This window comes from Sulfurisphaera ohwakuensis (genome assembly GCF_009729055.1).
Lineage (GTDB): Archaea > Thermoproteota > Thermoprotei_A > Sulfolobales > Sulfolobaceae > Sulfurisphaera > Sulfurisphaera ohwakuensis.
Genome location: NZ_CP045484.1, coordinates 1,633,939 through 1,650,106, shown reverse-complemented (window position 1 = coordinate 1,650,106; position 16,168 = coordinate 1,633,939). Strand labels below are relative to the sequence as shown.

17 protein-coding genes and 3 pseudogenes are annotated in these 16,168 nt (G+C 32.7%); 13 read left to right on the top strand and 7 right to left on the bottom strand.

Annotation, left to right across the window (positions count from 1 at the left end; genetic code table 11):
• Both D1869_RS09245 and D1869_RS09240 read left to right on the top strand, forming a co-directional pair.
• Positions 1-840, top strand: coding sequence for an ATP-binding cassette domain-containing protein (locus D1869_RS09245; RefSeq protein WP_010979706.1), 840 nt, complete (start codon positions 1-3; stop codon positions 838-840).
• The gene (locus tag D1869_RS09240) at positions 834-1,616 is read left to right on the top strand and encodes an ABC transporter ATP-binding protein (protein WP_156014847.1); all 783 of its coding nucleotides are present in this window, start codon (positions 834-836) and stop codon (positions 1,614-1,616) included. Before D1869_RS09245 ends, D1869_RS09240 begins: the two co-directional genes overlap by 7 nt.
• Here the strand turns inward: D1869_RS09240 and D1869_RS09235 are convergent.
• Positions 1,602-1,967, bottom strand: coding sequence for a hypothetical protein (locus D1869_RS09235; protein ID WP_010979704.1), 366 nt, complete (start codon positions 1,965-1,967; stop codon positions 1,602-1,604). The genes D1869_RS09240 and D1869_RS09235 overlap by 15 nt on opposite strands.
• A complete protein-coding gene (locus tag D1869_RS09230; protein WP_156014846.1) occupies positions 1,964-2,506 on the bottom strand; it encodes a hypothetical protein in 543 nt (180 codons plus the stop codon). Before D1869_RS09230 ends, D1869_RS09235 begins: the two co-directional genes overlap by 4 nt.
• Positions 2,507-2,661: 155 nt before the next feature.
• Between D1869_RS09230 and D1869_RS09225 the strand changes: the two genes are divergently transcribed.
• Positions 2,662-3,816 (top strand): MFS transporter, encoded by a 1,155-nt coding sequence (locus D1869_RS09225; RefSeq protein WP_156014845.1) that lies wholly within the window; start codon positions 2,662-2,664, stop codon positions 3,814-3,816.
• Between the two features lie 49 nt (positions 3,817-3,865).
• On the opposite strand, the gene D1869_RS09220 is transcribed toward D1869_RS09225, so the two are convergent.
• Positions 3,866-4,270: a PIN domain-containing protein gene (locus D1869_RS09220; protein ID WP_156014844.1), complete on the bottom strand. Its 405-nt coding sequence runs from the start codon at positions 4,268-4,270 to the stop codon at positions 3,866-3,868.
• Positions 4,254-4,499 (bottom strand): hypothetical protein, encoded by a 246-nt coding sequence (locus D1869_RS09215; protein ID WP_052846983.1) that lies wholly within the window; start codon positions 4,497-4,499, stop codon positions 4,254-4,256. Before D1869_RS09215 ends, D1869_RS09220 begins: the two co-directional genes overlap by 17 nt.
• Positions 4,500-4,852: 353 nt before the next feature.
• On the opposite strand from D1869_RS09215, the pseudogene D1869_RS09210 reads away from it, so the two are divergent.
• Positions 4,853-5,112 (top strand): annotated as a pseudogene (locus tag D1869_RS09210) (VapB-type antitoxin).
• Positions 5,100-5,516: a type II toxin-antitoxin system VapC family toxin gene (locus D1869_RS09205; protein ID WP_156014842.1), complete on the top strand. Its 417-nt coding sequence runs from the start codon at positions 5,100-5,102 to the stop codon at positions 5,514-5,516. Before D1869_RS09210 ends, D1869_RS09205 begins: the two are co-directional and overlap by 13 nt.
• A gap of 26 nt (positions 5,517-5,542) precedes the next feature.
• On the opposite strand, the gene D1869_RS09200 is transcribed toward D1869_RS09205, so the two are convergent.
• On the bottom strand, positions 5,543-6,526 hold the full coding sequence (locus tag D1869_RS09200) for an iron-containing alcohol dehydrogenase (protein ID WP_156014841.1): 984 nt from the start codon (positions 6,524-6,526) through the stop codon (positions 5,543-5,545).
• 298 nt (positions 6,527-6,824) lie between these two features.
• Here D1869_RS09200 and D1869_RS09195 point away from each other — a divergent pair, with 298 nt between their 5' ends.
• The 4 genes and pseudogenes from D1869_RS09195 to D1869_RS09180 all read left to right on the top strand — a co-directional run.
• Positions 6,825-7,862, top strand: a complete 1,038-nt coding sequence (locus D1869_RS09195; protein WP_156014840.1) for a thiamine pyrophosphate-dependent dehydrogenase E1 component subunit alpha — start codon at positions 6,825-6,827, stop codon at positions 7,860-7,862.
• Positions 7,859-8,854 (top strand): alpha-ketoacid dehydrogenase subunit beta, encoded by a 996-nt coding sequence (locus D1869_RS09190; RefSeq protein WP_184650995.1) that lies wholly within the window; start codon positions 7,859-7,861, stop codon positions 8,852-8,854. Before D1869_RS09195 ends, D1869_RS09190 begins: the two co-directional genes overlap by 4 nt.
• 1,098 nt (positions 8,855-9,952) lie before the next feature.
• Entirely contained in the window at positions 9,953-10,156 is a 204-nt protein-coding gene (locus tag D1869_RS09185) for a hypothetical protein (protein ID WP_156014839.1), read from the top strand.
• A pseudogene (locus D1869_RS09180) lies at positions 10,129-10,464 on the top strand (hypothetical protein); the annotation flags it as partial. The gene D1869_RS09185 and the pseudogene D1869_RS09180, both read left to right, overlap by 28 nt.
• On the opposite strand, the gene D1869_RS09175 reads toward D1869_RS09180, so the two are convergent.
• Together D1869_RS09175 and D1869_RS09170 are read right to left on the bottom strand one after the other, a co-directional pair.
• On the bottom strand, positions 10,453-11,685 hold the full coding sequence (locus D1869_RS09175) for an RNA-guided endonuclease InsQ/TnpB family protein (protein WP_156014838.1): 1,233 nt from the start codon (positions 11,683-11,685) through the stop codon (positions 10,453-10,455). The pseudogene D1869_RS09180 and the gene D1869_RS09175 overlap by 12 nt on opposite strands.
• A gap of 211 nt (positions 11,686-11,896) precedes the next feature.
• A pseudogene (locus D1869_RS09170) lies at positions 11,897-12,815 on the bottom strand (ISH3 family transposase); the annotation flags it as partial.
• A gap of 282 nt (positions 12,816-13,097) precedes the next feature.
• Here D1869_RS09170 and D1869_RS09165 point away from each other — a divergent pair.
• The 4 genes from D1869_RS09165 (at position 13,098) to D1869_RS09150 (ending at position 15,969) form a co-directional block, all read left to right on the top strand.
• On the top strand, positions 13,098-13,751 hold the full coding sequence (locus D1869_RS09165) for a hypothetical protein (RefSeq protein WP_184651057.1): 654 nt from the start codon (positions 13,098-13,100) through the stop codon (positions 13,749-13,751).
• 274 nt (positions 13,752-14,025) lie between these two features.
• Entirely contained in the window at positions 14,026-14,418 is a 393-nt protein-coding gene (locus D1869_RS09160) for a DUF973 family protein (RefSeq protein WP_156014836.1), read from the top strand.
• A gap of 29 nt (positions 14,419-14,447) precedes the next feature.
• Positions 14,448-15,053: a hypothetical protein gene (locus D1869_RS09155; RefSeq protein WP_156014835.1), complete on the top strand. Its 606-nt coding sequence runs from the start codon at positions 14,448-14,450 to the stop codon at positions 15,051-15,053.
• 370 nt (positions 15,054-15,423) lie between these two features.
• Positions 15,424-15,969 (top strand): hypothetical protein, encoded by a 546-nt coding sequence (locus D1869_RS09150; RefSeq protein ID WP_156014834.1) that lies wholly within the window; start codon positions 15,424-15,426, stop codon positions 15,967-15,969.
• Positions 15,970-16,168: the final 199 nt, after the last annotated feature.

The window sequence follows — 16,168 nt, the reverse complement described above, 5'->3', positions numbered from 1 at the left end:
ATGTTAAAGTACGAATGTTTAAGCGTAAAAGGAAAGTTAAACTGTTTCTCACTTGAGATTAAAGAAGATTCTGGAATATTAGGACAAAGAGATAGTGGTAAGGAAGAAATAATAAATGCTACTTTTAAGTTGACAAAAGATTTTAGTGGACGAATTCTCTTAGATGACATAGATATTACAAGATATAATGAAGAGATATATTGGACTAAAATTTCTGTTATATTTTATGATCCAATGAAATTATTTAATCCGATCTACGATATAGCATCACACTTTATTGAAATTGGGATAAGCCATGGAATTGAAAATGAAGAGGCTATTTTAGAGACTGCTGAAGAGATTTTAAAAATATTGGGTATGAAGAAAGAGGTACTTTTCTCTTATCCGAATCAGTTAAAACCATTAGAATTAAAGAAGACAGCATTAGCATTAGCTTCATTTCTTGAACCAGAATATATCTTCATAGATGACATTGAATATAATTTAAGTACTTTAGAAATAGAACTTCTAATTAACTCTATTTTGGATTTAAAAGAGACATTCAATATGAAACTTATTGTTTTTGATAATGATCCAGCAGTTATATCTAGATTAACTGACTATGTTGTAGTTCTTTATAGGGGTGAAATAGTAGAAGAAGGATACAATGTGATTGAATATCCTTATCATCCGTATACAATAGATTTAATTAGAGGTGAATTGAAAGGAAAAAACCTAATTGGGAAAGGATGTATATATAGTGAAAATTGTAGGTTTTCAACTCTCAATTGTAAAAACATTACTCCAAAGCTAGTTGATCTAGGAGGTAGAAGGTTAAAATGTTTGGGATTCCCATGGTAATACAAAATATATCTGGGAAGTTCATTTCAAACATCGATTTAGAAATACATAAAATAAGTTGCATAATTGGGAATTCTGGAAAGGATAAAGAAGAAATAGAAGAAATATTGGTAAAAAAGATAGATACAAGGAAGGTTAGGATAATTCCTAGAGACAGAATTAACGTTCCCTTAAAAGTCTCTGAGGTATACAACCTTTATGAGAAAAGATTTGGTAAAAGATCTCAATTTATTCTTTCCCTTTTAGACCTAGATGAAAATGCTAAATTAGAAGAATTATCTGAGTTCGAAAAGTTTAAAGTAGAATTAGCTCAGGTTGCATTTGGTGAAACAGAGCTTCTAATAGTAGAAAACTTCATGGAGACTTTTGAGGAACAATTGAAAAACTTAGCTATAAAGGAGATAATTAAAATATCAAATCTATTAGATTTCAAAATCTTATTTTTCTTTAGTGATCTTGATTATATAAATATATGCGATAGAATATATGTAATTTATGGCGGAAGACTATTAGAATATTCTACGAATAGTACTGAGTTTTACCATCCTTATACACTTGCGTTAAAGAACTCTACTCTGAATATCGGTAAAAAGGGAGAAAAGATAGAAGTTAATTACATAGGTGAGCCGGCTTTTAGAGGTTGTCCTTTTCATGATTATTGCACTTTTGCAAAAAAGGATAGAAAATTATTTAGAACATGCGTTACCTTATTCCCACCTAAAGTTATAATTAATAGGAATGAAGTGTATTGCTGGCGGTATTCATCTAGAGAATGACTTTAAATATTCTGCTAACTTCTTATAATTCGGGTTATTACACCTATTTACTAATCTGACTACCCCAAAATTACCTCTAATTTCTGGTTCAAAATTATCTTTTTTTGCGAATAATACTCCAGCATAATGTATGTTTCCAGCTAACATTTCCTTAACAATATCTTCTGTAGGTGGAAATGGAGTTACTATAAATGCTATACCATTACACCAATTTATTGTTGGTATTGACGTCCCTCCTAAAGCTCTAGCTTGCATTAAAACTTCAGAAATTAAATCTTCAAAAGAAAATTCAATTATCTCATGAACTATAATCTTTTTGTAGGGCTCGTATACAATTTGAATTGAGCTCATATTTTTAGTATACTCAGCAGGATATAAATAATTGTAACGAGAGCTATACAGATATTAATTATTCTACTCAAATCCTTTTTAACATTTATATAGGATAAAAGAAAGCCCACTAAAAAGATTGTCAAAGATGATACTATCACGAATAAAACTATATAGGTTAACCCTAGGAGAAGACCTACTTCTGAAGCTAGTACTGCAACAACAAGCTTTGAAGGAGTTATAGCAAAAGCCCCTTGAAGTATGCCAGATCCTAAAGACTTTGACACATTAAATTCGAATTCTTTTCCTACTATCTCTCCGTAAAGTAAAACTACAGAAAACCCTAATCCTATAAGATCACCAATTAGTTCCAATTCTGGAATTATTGAAAGTATAATTACGAGGGGTAATGCTATCAATGCAAAACCGATTCCGTGGGAGAGACCAAATACTGCATAGTCCCTCCTAGTTTTCATCAATCTTAATGTTACTATATGATCTGGTTCAAATGCGTGGGATATTGCCAATGCTAAGATAACTACAAATACTATCAGTGGCACGATTACTCATTATAACGGGAAATAAAAAACATGAGTGAGAATCCTAGTGAGTTCCACTCATACTATTATTAATGATAAAACTTCATTATGTTTTAAAAAATTTTAAAAAGTAATAATTAAAGCTTAAATTTGACACCCAACAATTAAGTTTTGCAATGACTGAGAATAGAAATAGCCTGATCTTAGCTTCGATTATTTTAGTCCTTATGACAGTATCAGCAAGATCAGTAAACAATATGGTAACCACAACAGTACCACTTCTGGGAAAATATGTTCTCTCTTTACCAGACTCTATAGTTGGACTTTTATCCACAGTCATGTTTGCCTTTACTTTTCTTTCAACATCTTATCTTAATCCTAGATTAAACGCACAACTTAGAAGAAAAGTGTTTATAGCTTCTAATGTAATAATAGCACTCTCATTAATCTTATTTAGTTATTCAAACGTTATAACTATTTGGATTATTTCAGCATTAGCCGGTTTAGTTTTTGGCTTTATAATGCCAAACCTCGTCACAGCAGCTAGTTTAACAAAGGATAGGAGATCGGCAGAGAGATTATTATCACTTTATTCTACAAGTTTAAGCCTAAGTCTAATAATAGGCCCAGCTCTGGAGTCTTATTTATTAACAATGTTTAACTACAGACAAATTTTCCTTTGGTTCTTACCATTAGCTATCCTAGGAACAATAATTTCCTTTAACATAAAATTCCCTGATGTAAAAAGAGAAGAATCTGGAATTTCTGTGCTTAAAAATAAGGGATTAATTGCATCTATTTTATCAATAACTACCTATAATGTACCGTTTGCAGCATTTACAACATTCTTAGCAATTTTAGCAAAAGAAAGGTTTGACTTATCTAACTTTGAGGCTTACTCTGTCTTTTTACCTTTCTATATTATATCATTTTTAACTAGGTTGTCAATGACTATAAGACCATTTAGGGATTTAAGAATGCCGTTATTAGTTTCAATACTTATTACCATAGCTGGTCTAATAGGAATACTATATGCACCTTCGTACTCTCTGTTTCTAGTCGTAATAGCACTATTAGGAATTCCTCATGGCTCAATATTCCCGATGTCTACAATAATGATAAGTAGGGCTACAAGGATAGAAGAAAGAAACGCTGTAAATTCCTACTTCTTAGCGTATAACAATATATTATTCCTTTTAGTTCCAGCTATTGTTGGTTTTATAGCAATCTTCATAGGCTTAACCTTAGCAATTACTTTACTAGTAATTCCAGTAGTTTTGTCATCAATACTCTTCTTTAAGATGTTCTGGAATGATGAGATCACACGATGAAGGTTAAGTATCTTCTATGCTATTATTGAATACATATACTATTTCTAAATTAAATATTAGTAAGATTTTCAATAAATATTAAATTATCTATTTTCTTATCTTTTAACTCCTTTTCCATTTTAAACAATGCAGTAATCCCGAGCCCCTTAGCCGTAGCGATAACTGACGCATCAATTATAGAAAGAGAATTATTACACTTTACTTTAACAATCTCGTCAGCAAAATCTAATGCATTAACTAGCTCGAAATAACCTGAATCTAAAAGTTTCATGATTAGTTCTCTGGCTTTATCTATTCCATATCTTCTACATATAATATAAGTTAACTCGACTAGAGTTAGATTAGTGATTATAGGTTCTAATTTCCCTTTACTGACTAACTGGATAAATTTCTCTCCGAGTTCAGAGCCTTCTAAAACCTCAACCAATACTCCAGTATCAACTACTACTCTCATCTTCTATCCTAGACCTCTCAAATTCTTCCCTAATCCCTTTAGCAGAACCTAAAAGAGATATTAATAACTGCGAATCTTTTTTACTTCTTTTATTCTCTTCATAAAAAGTTATTAAATATCCTATCGCCTCATTTAAACTAACCTTTTTACCTTTACTTAATTGCAACTCAGCTGCAATTTTAACTAATTTATCTTTCACATCCTTACTAACTCTTATAACTTCAGTCACGTAAAAGAAATCAGAACTTATGTATATAAAGTTTACTTTGTATACTATTTTGCATAGTGTATTTTTTCATCAGAAGTTAAACTCATCATTTTTTCTCAAATTTAAAAGAATGTTCCAAAAAATCTGCTTTGATAAAAATTTAATGAACTATGGACGACACTAAAATTTTGTAAATGATATTCGACTATTTCTAATAAAAAATATACAAAATAAATTTGCTATCCACAAAGAGCTACACTAGATAGCGTCTCTCTATACGGTAATCATTAAAAGCTAGTGACGTGGTAAAATATCTGTAATACATTTATTACATAGATGTAAATCTTATAATATACGAATTCGATTCTTTACATATGCCAGTAATTAGCATAAGAATCATGAGAAGTTAAAGAAAAAGATGGACGAATTGAGTTATATAAATTGGAGTGAAATAATAAGGAGGAAGATAGAAGAGGTAATTGAGGAGGAAGAAAAGAAAAAGAAGAGAGGGAGAAAGGATTATAAGAGAATTGCAGAAGCCTCAATCAAATCTTATGAATTCTTCTTAAATTATGGCGGTAAGAGCTCAGAAGAAGTTATTAGAGAATGGAGAGATAGAAATTGGCAGTCGTAGATGCTTCAATTGTAATAAAATGGTTTGCTAATGAAAATTATAGTAAAGAAGCATTAATTCTTAAGGAGTCATATGTAAAAGGTTTAGAGGATTTATCAGCACCTTGCATTCTCCCCTTTGAAGTATTAAACGGGTTAAAATATACTTGTGGTCTGGGAGAAAAGGAATTAGAAGAAGTAGGTAAAATTTTATCCGATTTTCAGATAACACTTTATGGCTTCGAGGATATGTTAGACGAAATAGTTTCCTTATTACTTAGATACGGTATAACAATATATGATGCCTCGTATATAGCATTAGGTAAAATTCTGAATGATAAAGTTTATACTGCTGATGAAAAACTAATTAGAAAAGTCAAAGAATTACCTTTCGTAGTTCACATAAAGGATTATAAACAACAATAGATAGTTTAACTTTTTCCTTCTTAAAATTAGTAAACCTCCTTAATGAATTTCTTAGCAGTTCCAATATCAATTTTTATTGGATTGCCACTATTATTAACTAAATTCACAAAAACATCGACGTACTTTAAGGCATCTTCTAGCTTAGCATACTCACTGAGTTTTTTCCTTATACCTAGACTAGTCAAAAATCTTTCCATAAATTCATATAAAGGAGCTTCATTAATTTCGATTTCTCGTAATTTATTTTTAGCAATTTCATAGTTTAGCTTTATTGCATGAGGAAGAGAAATACAAGACGTGATACCATGCGGAATGTTATATCTTGGACCATATACATATCCAAAAACATGACTTATCCCCATCCTTACATATCTCATTGTTAGTGAAGATAACCAAGCTCCAATTTGACATAATCCTCTATTCTCTAGCGAATCCACATCTTTTAAACATCTTATTAATTTCTTAAATCCCTCAATTGCTAATGAATCTGTAAATGGATTTGAATCTTTAGAATATAAGGCTTCTATTGCGTGATCTATAGCCCTAACTCCAGACGCCAAAAGTAACCATTTAGGAGTCTCTAATGTAGCCCTTGGGTCTAAAATTACCACATCAATATCCTTTCCAATTTTACTTTTCTTTAACCCTTCCGATGTAAAACCTCCAGATTGCGTATGCTCTGCTCCAGCAAATGTTGTAGGTACTGCTATATAATATCCCCGAAAGGTTATTTTTATACCATCAATTATACTCCCCCCACCCAAACCTATAACAGTATCGTAATTTGAGAGAGCTCTGGCTAATTTATCTACATCCTCCTCTGGGGTATGTTGTCTGGGTCCTTCAATAACATCACCCTTAATTAAGCTCAATATATTTAATAATAGTTTACTATTCAGTAAACTTCTAGTTGTAACTATAGCCACTTTACTACTTTTTATACCGCTTAACCACTCAAGAGCATCATTACCGTAAATAACTTGAGTTTTAGGATATTGTAACTTAAACACATAGCTCTTTTTGCACTAACAAATATATTTTTGTGTTTATTAGGTAAATCGTGAGTTGGAGATAGTGTAATCATTTGTATATATAAATTTATTAAATGGCCTTTCTTTATAAAGGGTATAAATATTGAATTAACATATTGCTATGTGATTAAAATTTATAGAAATATAAATAGCACAATGACGACACTATCACCTATACTTATCATTATCTTTAATTTAACATAAAATAAACATAAATTACATACTTGTCTTTCTATTCATATAAAAGTTTATAAAGAGTATTACCATATTTTTTAGTATGATTATAAAACCTGAGCCCACACTAAAAGATTTACAATTTATTTTAGAAGAGAATAGAATAAAAGCTAGTGATTTACTAGAAATGTATAGGAGAATGGTTTTATCTAGGTATTTTGAGGAAGAAATTAAGCGAATATATAATCAAGATAAAAATCCATTCAACATGGCTGTAGGTTTAATAAGAGGTGAAATGCATCTATCTATAGGTCAAGAGGCTATAGCTGTAGGGACTTTATACAATGCTCGTGATGAGGATGTTGTGATAAGTACTCATAGACCTCATCATCATGCTATAGCTAAAGGTGTTGATTTAAAGAAACTGGCCGCGGAAATATTTGGAAAAGTAACAGGTTTATGTAGGGGTAAAGGTGGACATATGCATTTGTTTGATAAAACTAAGAATTTTGCTTGTAGTGGTATTGTTGGTGCATCGTTTCCACAAGCTGCGGGAGCAGCATTTGCATTTAAATATCTTGGTAAGGATAATGTAGCATTTGCATTTGCTGGAGAGGGTGCTTCAAATCATGGAACGTTTTTTGAAACGTTAAATCTTGCCAGTTCATGGGAGCTTCCATTAGTAATTGTTATTGAAGACAATAAATATGCTGACTCTACTCCAAAATCGTTAACCATGGCTACAACTTTTCATTATCAACAAGGATTAGCAAATAATGTTCTATCTTATTTAGTTGATGGAATGGATGTTGTCGATGTTTATATTACAGCTAAAAAAGCTGTTGAAAAGGCTAGAAGAGGTTTTGGTCCAACTCTAATAGAGGCATTAACTTATAGATATGTAGGTCATTTTGAAGGAGATACTGAAGAATATAGGAGTAAAGAAGAAGTTGAGTTCTGGTACACTGTAGATCCCATAAGGAGGCATGAGAATAGATTATTGAAGTTAGGTTATGCTGATGAAGATAAGTTAAATAAAATTAAAGAAGAAGCTAAGAAAGAAGTAAGTGAAGCAATTAAGTTTGCAATTGAATCTCCTTTACCCGATCCTAATGAGGCTTTTGTTGGGGTGTTTGCATGAAAATTAAGGGCATAGCCCAAGCAATAGCTAATGCAATAGCTCAAGAAATGGAAAGAAATGACAGAATAGTAGTCTTAGGAGAGGATGTAACGTATTGGGGTGCAGTTTTCGGCTTTACACAAGGTCTTTTTGAGAAGTTTGGTAGAAGGAGAGTAATTGATACTCCAATAACTGAACAAACTTTTATGGGAATAAGTGTTGGTGCTGCAGCAGTTGGTTTACATCCAGTAGTTTCCTTAATGTTTGTGGATTTCCTTGGAGCGGGGTTTGATCAAATGTTTAATCATATGGCAAAGAATTATTATATGAGTGGTGGGCAATTCCCAATGCCGGTAACAGTAATAACTGCTATTGGTGGCGGGTATGGAGATTCTGCACAACATTCTCAAGTACTATATAGTCTTTTTGCTCATTTACCAGGATTTAAGGTAGTAATACCTTCAACGCCTTATGATGCAAAAGGTTTAACCGTAAAAGCATTGAGAGATCCTAATCCCGTTGTAATATTCGGTCATAAGCTCCTTACTGGATTACCGTTCCTGCCCTTTGAAGGAACCGAAGAGGAAATTCCAGATGAGCCCTATGAAGTCGAGTTTGGTAAGGCAGCTATAAGGAGAGAAGGAAGTGACATAACTATAATAGGTGTTGGGTTAATGGTACATAGAAGTTTAAAAGCAGCTGAAATGCTTCAGAAAGATGGTATTTCTGCTGAGGTTATTGATTTGAGAACTTTAGTACCATTGGATGAAGATACAATTATTAAATCCGCAAAAAAGACTGGCAGAGTATTAATTGTTGATGAGGATTATATGAGTTATGGAATGACGGGTGAAATTACGTTTAGAATACAATCTAAAGCACTAAAGGATTTAAAGGTACCAATTGAGAGGTTAGCTGTTCCAGATGTTCCCATTCCGTTTTCAAAACCGTTAGAAGAAGCAGTAATACCCAGTGTGAATGCAATATATGAGAAGGCTAAAAAGTTAGTGTAAAATTCAGTTTTAAGAAGATTAAGTTTTTTTTCGACTGTTCTCAAACAATCATCAAATTCGAAAATATTTGAAAAACACTAGAGCAAACGTTAAAATTTTTCTATGCAATTTACAGAATAACATCTTTAGGGAAATCTTTACATTCTGAATTTTAATGAACATTTACGCAAACACTTATTCATAATATTAAGATATATGGTAATATTTAAGTGTTTTAAGATAAAAGATTCGTAATTTAAAACTTATTATTTTTGAAAACTATTTATTCCTAGATTTTCCGTAAAATGATAATTGAAAAAGTCTATAAATATGAAGAGTAAACGTTATTTTAAAAATGATTAAGGTTAAAGGTTTTTATGATTAGCACTACAACCCTTACCTATACATAGGCTATTTATTCTCTATTTTCTCAAGATAGACAACACCTTTAGAGAGACTTATTTAATTTAAAAATGATTAAACAATAGTATTACTTTGATGTAATATTACAAGGAACTTTCGATTTCATGACTGCATGAAAACACACGTTCCTACTAAGAGATGAGCCACTCCTAATTTAACTCTCTTGCCTGCAGGCGACATTAGCCAGCCTGAATTATAATCACCACATATTTAATGCCTACACTCATAGTGTCGTCATTATGATATTTATATTTCTATATTCACATTAGGATGTATAAAACCTTTTCTTAGTATCTTCTCTTTGTAAAGATTTTCATTAATTAATAAATTTATACCCTAGTGAAGACACCATGTTATTATTCAAGTAAAAAGAAGATTGTTTGTAATAGAATTACAATGCTCACTCGTTTTCAGAATTGTTCGTTAAAGTTATCCTCGGTACTAAGGTTAGAGATAAAAGATCTTGTTTAATAAAGATAGAAAATTTTACGGTCTCACCAAAGCTATTAAAACCATTAAAGAAGGGAATTTAACGTAAAGTATTATAAAGACCTAATTGTAAAAATAATTAACTACATTAAAATAGAGGACACTATTAGCCTATTAAATCCCTTAACTAGGGTCTCATAAATCAGGGAAAGATTTCCATAAATTACTCTAACAAAACTTTAATTAGCATAGGCAATAGGTAATCGTGTGGTAGATCCAAAAATAGTAATAAAGTTATTGGAGAACAGACCGAGACCTAGAGGTAGTAAGATTAGTGATGAGGATTTAAAGAGACTGGCTAAGTTGGGAGAAGAAAACATGAAATTGCTTGAAGAGTTGGGCTGCTGGAAAATAGAAGGTTATGTAATATATTACAAGACTGGTTGCTTAGGGAATTACTTTCAAGAATAAGTGAATTAAAAGGTAGTGAACCCGATCGTTTCTTGAAGTTTTTGGCAATTTTAAATGCTCTTTTGGAAGATAAGGGTCTAGGTAGGATTATTATTGTTGGTGGTTTTGCTGCAGAATTGTATTCTGGTAGAAGCTATAGAACAGGAAATGTAGATGTGGTAATAGAAGGTGTGGCAGAAAACTTAGTGCGAGATGTGCTAAAGGAAATATCGGATTTTGGACTAAGAATATATTTACCTAAAATAAGGGAAATATCGGAAAAGGGGATTGATATAGTTGGTAACGTTTATAGTGAGCTACCCCGCCCTGAAGGGCGGAGCTTCCTGCTTCATAGCCCCACCTTGCCCGTAGCTTTTCGCTACGGGTAGAGGGTGGAGCTCCACAGGCACTAAGGATGGCTCCCACCCCGATCTCTTCAACATGTTTAAGCAAGCGTTATAGTCACGATCAGTAACCCAACCACACTTAGGACAGCTGAACACACGGTCAGTCAAAGTTAACTCCTTCTTTACGTACCCGCATTTAGCACACATCTTTGAAGTATATGCTGGATTTATTAGCAACAGTTTCTTTCCATATTTTTCCAACTGATATTCTAGTATTCTCTTCAACTCATGGAATGCAACATCGTGTAACCTCATCCTCAACTTCCTTTCTGACTCCTCCACCAGTTGTTTAACATCTATATCCTCCATTACTACAACGTCATAATGTTGTGCAAACCACTTACCCAACTTCATATAGAGGTCTTGTCTCAAGTTCTTCAAGTGTTCATAACCCCTAGCTAACTTCACTTTTCCTTTAAACCAATTTTTCGACAAGAACTCCTTCCTCGAGAGAACCTTGTGGAGTTTCCTTATCTTCTCAAGTGCCCTCTCATAAGGTCTCAAGTTAGGGAAATAGAACCCATCACTCGTGGTTAGGAGTTTCTCTACCCCAACATCTATTGCAACTACCTTACCAGTCTTTGGGAATTGAGAGAATCCAACACCTTCAACTATGAAGGAGACATATACTCTCTCTGAACGTGTTAGTTTAACTACCACCCTCTTAACTTTGTCAAGCGGGAAGTCCCTATGAACAATGACCTTAAACACGCCGAGATTTGATAACCTCAATAACACCAGCTTCTTCTTATTCTTCCTACTCTTAGTCCTTATTTCCCTGCTCTCAAGTATTTTCCATCCACTTTGTGGGTAAACAAGAGAGTAGTACTTATGGGGTTTCTTCTCCTTAGGAAAGTGTGCTAGACCTTTGAAGAACCTATCCCTAGCATCGTAATAACGATCGGCAATTTGCTGTACTACTTGTGAGTAGAGTTGTTGGTACTCCTTATCTTGCTTTCTTAGATCTAGAGCGAGCTGTCTTAACTCCGTTTGTGTAAGACCCTTTCCGTCCCTTTGGTAGAAATAGATATCTGCCCAGCGTAGGGTGTTGTACATCTCACATGCTAACCTCAACTGGGCTTTTAACGCCCTAATTGTTTGATCGTCAGCATATGCACGAAAGCGGAACCCTACGTTGGGCATTAATAAAATGTTCGAGAGTGGATTAAAAAATATTTCTACAAAGGGGGTATCTATCCCCGCCTTAAACGGTACTCCCAAAATCACCTCCTTAAAAATAAACCTGTAGTATTAGTAAGCGTTTCCTCTGATTTATTTAAATAAATCTCTGCCTCAGATATATTTTCAATAATTTTTGAAATTAGTGATTTGAAAGTCCTCATTTTCACGTTATCCTTGAGGATCGTGTACAAGGAGTAAACGAGCACGGCAAGTAAGAAGATTAACATGCGGAAAATGAACTTTGTTGAACACGTAAAGGGGAGGAACGATTTAACACTCCTATAAGACGTTTCTATCGGATTCCTCACCTTGTTATATAACTCCAAGACCTTATTCTTGGGTAAATCGAGATTTGTAGCCCTAGCGAAGTAAACAACCTTCTTCTTTTTCCTCTTGATCTTCTCCCTGCGATACACGATCAGCCTAAACTTAACCTGCTCATCCTTACTACGCCTCTTACTATTCGTAATATATTCACCATCAAACTCCTCGTAGATCTTGACATCACCAACGGGAACTCCAATAATGTAGTTGAACTGGGATATGAATTTTATCACCTCAACCGTGTAAAATCCTGCATCAAGTGTTATCAGTTTAATCCTAAATCCCATTGCAACCACTTGTTCAATCAAGACCTTGACAATCTCATCCTTTGTCATCCCATTAACTTGCGGTATGAAAGCAAGTATGAGGATTTTTCCTTCGTATTTCGTTGTAGCTGTTGCGTAGTTCCACGAGTATCCCTTTTCTGAGCTTCCCAAACCTTCTACAGGTTTTCCGTACCAAGTTATTGTTGTCCAATCTATTGATAGTTCTATCTCCTTCACGCCCTTAAGTGTTTCGAGTGAGATTTGTTTCACTTGTTCCAGTGTTTTTTCCGCTACTTGTAACCCTTGTTCTTCAACGTAATTCCTCACCGTTTGTGGTGATACGTTGTAAGCTCTGGAAACGTTTTCCACTGAATCTTTGTGTAATGATGCTGAGATCAAGGTTTTTGTAACTTCCTCTCCCTTTCTCCCTTGGAAGTTACTCATGGAAATTAATTTATACCCTATTTGTTGAGTGTTTAATGAGGGAATTGGCATTACCATGAGCCCTTATGGTAATACCGATTCCCTCGCTTTAAACCTTTTTTCCCAATTTGTTGAATTCTTGATGTTGTTATAAACTTGGTTATGTTCAACAAATTTAATATTGTTCAATCAGAATTATTTTTGTAAAATGATTTTGGGAGTACCGTAAAAGGCGAGGTTTTTCGCCCCCTTTGAACCCCTAAACTTTATAATCTCACCATATACTAAGAGTTTAATTGAACTTATGCTTGCTGAGTTGAATAGTTTAGATTTTTAACGATCTTCTCATATTCTGCTTTAATGAGAAAATTAAGCCTAGAGGAATATCTTAATGAGTATTTGCCTAAGCTTAATGATGAAGAGACTTACCTATTTTATCTAATTTCAAGAGATAGAGAGGCTAAACGGCAGGGGTTAAAAATAGATAAAGTACTTTATAGAATATGGGACGTTGAGCCTCTAAAGGCAGTAAAAATTCTCTTAGCAATTAGGGATAATGTAGAGTTTGAGGTTAAGGGAATAAAGATAAGAAAGGAGTGGATAAAAATAATGCATGTTTTAAATCCCGTTAATATTTCAAAGGCATCTAAGGAGGCTGTAATAAGATTCTTGCAAGAATGTGAGAAGAAGCCTGATATTTCAAAAATACTCTTTTCTGAACTTCCTAGACATATAGACTTCAAGATTTTTATGGTAGATATAGATTCCAAAGACAGAAAAATAATTGAGCAAATGAAGGGTTTAAAACCCAGATTAGTTTTAACTACAAGGAGGGGATTTCACATTCACTTCTGGAGGGAAGATTTAGAAGATCCCCATGTCCTTTTTGAACTTAAGGATGTGGAAATAAAGACCAGGGATTCCATAGAGTACGTACCTATTAACCAAGGGGTATTTACTCCAGAAGCTTATGAAATAACTGACGTTGAGGAAATATATAGTCTCCTTGATTAGTTTTTTATAATTTATAAAATTCGGAGATTTCAATTGACTAGCTTCACGAGATAAAACATTAACCTCAGCATTGTATTAAGAACTCACCATATTGGATCTGTTTTCATGGATTATTTCAATTTTCTTAGATATTAACATAGTAAACTTTTCCTTAAATTCTAAATCAAATATTAAATTAAAATAAATTTAATATTGGTATAGATAAATTTTAAAGTAATCTACAAACTATATCAAGTCATCAAAATTTATATAAACGTTTTGCGTATCATTACTTATGAGAGGATTAAGTAATGGTATAGTCCATCTTATTATCTTAACTGCTGCAGTTCTTATGACTCTTATAGTTATAGGCTTTGTTTTTGGGCTATTTGGTGGTTTATCATCGCTAGTAGAAGCCTATCAAGTATATGATGCAGTGTTATATTCCCATAACGGACATTATTATCTAAATTTCACTATTAGGAATAACTTACCGATAACTATAACTAACGTAGAAGTTGTTGGTACTCCTTTAGTTAATTCCACTAATATACAACTCCAGGCTGGTACTCATTCCTTGACTGTTGAGTTTCCGCAATCATATACTCTAACTCAAGGAAGTATATACACGGTTGTAGTTAGTCTTGGCAATGGAAACAGTATTGATGTTTCCGCTTCATACGAATGACTTTTTATCTTACTTTGTAAACTATTCTCGTGAAAAAAGTAATTGCAAAAAATTATGTGATTACTACTGACAGTGATGATTTATCTAAATTGCTTTCATTTTTAGAGAAATATAAAATAAGGGCTTACAACTATAAGGTAAGGTACATTTCTGATAAGTTATCTACAAGGATTATTTTGTCTGAAAATGTTATCCTCTCGATAGAAAATCTTCCTTTAGATGAGGCTGAAAAGCTAATTCCTAAAGAGGAAATCTCTCCTTCATCATATTATCTTGAGTTTCATAATGTTCCTCCTTCAAATATCAGTTTCTTCAATTCCCTTTCCTTTACAGAGGCAGAATTTCATGTGTTTTCCTCTAACATCCTTTGTAAAATAGAAGGATTTAGATGTAAGGTTAAAGAGTTAGAAGTTTTACAAATTTTATCCCAAATTTTTCCAGCAGTAAAAAGAATGGTTAAACCGTTTAATATGAATTTCTTGGTAAGCAAGGATAGAGAGTCTTTAGTATGTGAGATTTTACTGAAATCAATCGGAGTAAGAAATCCTAATGAGATAAAGAACTGTAAAATAACGGGAAACAAGGTAACATATAAAGGAACAGTTTTATTTGAAGAGTATAGTGGGGTTCAGTGATAAATCTTTGACTCATTATAGTAGTTTAATGAAAATTCCCTTACCATAAAGAATCATAATATTTGTTTCGTGAGTTACAAAATATTTTTAATTTTACTTCTTAATCTTATTGCTTACAAAAGGAAATTTTCAGTTAATAAGATATATTTCTTATATAGTTTTAACGTGACGTATAACAGTAAAGATTTTCCTATAAGTACTACTCATATTTTAAGCATAATGTCGGCTAAGATTGCCATGTGGCAATTAGGTGAAAAGCCCTTAATCACTTAGGCCTGGAAGGTTTATTATTATACAAAACACTCTACACTTTAACAATCTTTTATTTTTATTTAAAACTTATTTATGCGTTTCTTTTACTATATATATTATGTTGGCTTACGTATTTTGGCACCAGAAAGCTAAGGATTATTCTGAAGATGAATACGTAAATTCACTAGTTGATTTTCATAAATATTTTAACGAGAACGTTAAAATAGATGGCTATATAGGGTCTATAGTGATTAAGGTAAATTTCGTACCATGGACTGAAGAAGTTGTATACGAGGATTGGTATTTATTGGAAAATTCAAGGACGCTTGATTTAATAAACGACATAGTAGAAAAAGATAAAAAGGTAAGGGAAATCCACGATAAGGTCGCTAGAATGGCTAGGAACGGTAAGGGAGGACTTTATAAGTTAATTAACGGTAGCCTGGATTCTCCTTCATATCCTTATGCATATTGGATATCTAAACCATTGGGAATGTCTTACGATGATTTTTACAAAGAGATTGCATTTCAAAATTTATGGAGAAAGCAACTAGCTTTTGGACCCTTTACTGAATTTTGCGTTTTCACAAAGGAGTCCATTAATATATCGTCAAAGTTTTCTCCAATATTTCAGAGAAGATATAAATTGTATTCATATAAATAATAAATTATTGAGTAAAAATTTTCATACTATAAACTTCTTTTTCAACATAAACTAGCTTACAGTTTAATATAGATCTTCTTTAAGTTTTAATTAAGAGTTTTTTAATTATTCTTCTATGTCTATTATTATTACTTATAAGAAATAATGTTCTAGTCTGTTCTTGTACTTTAATTCCATCATGTCCTCAGAAAGAGTTGGA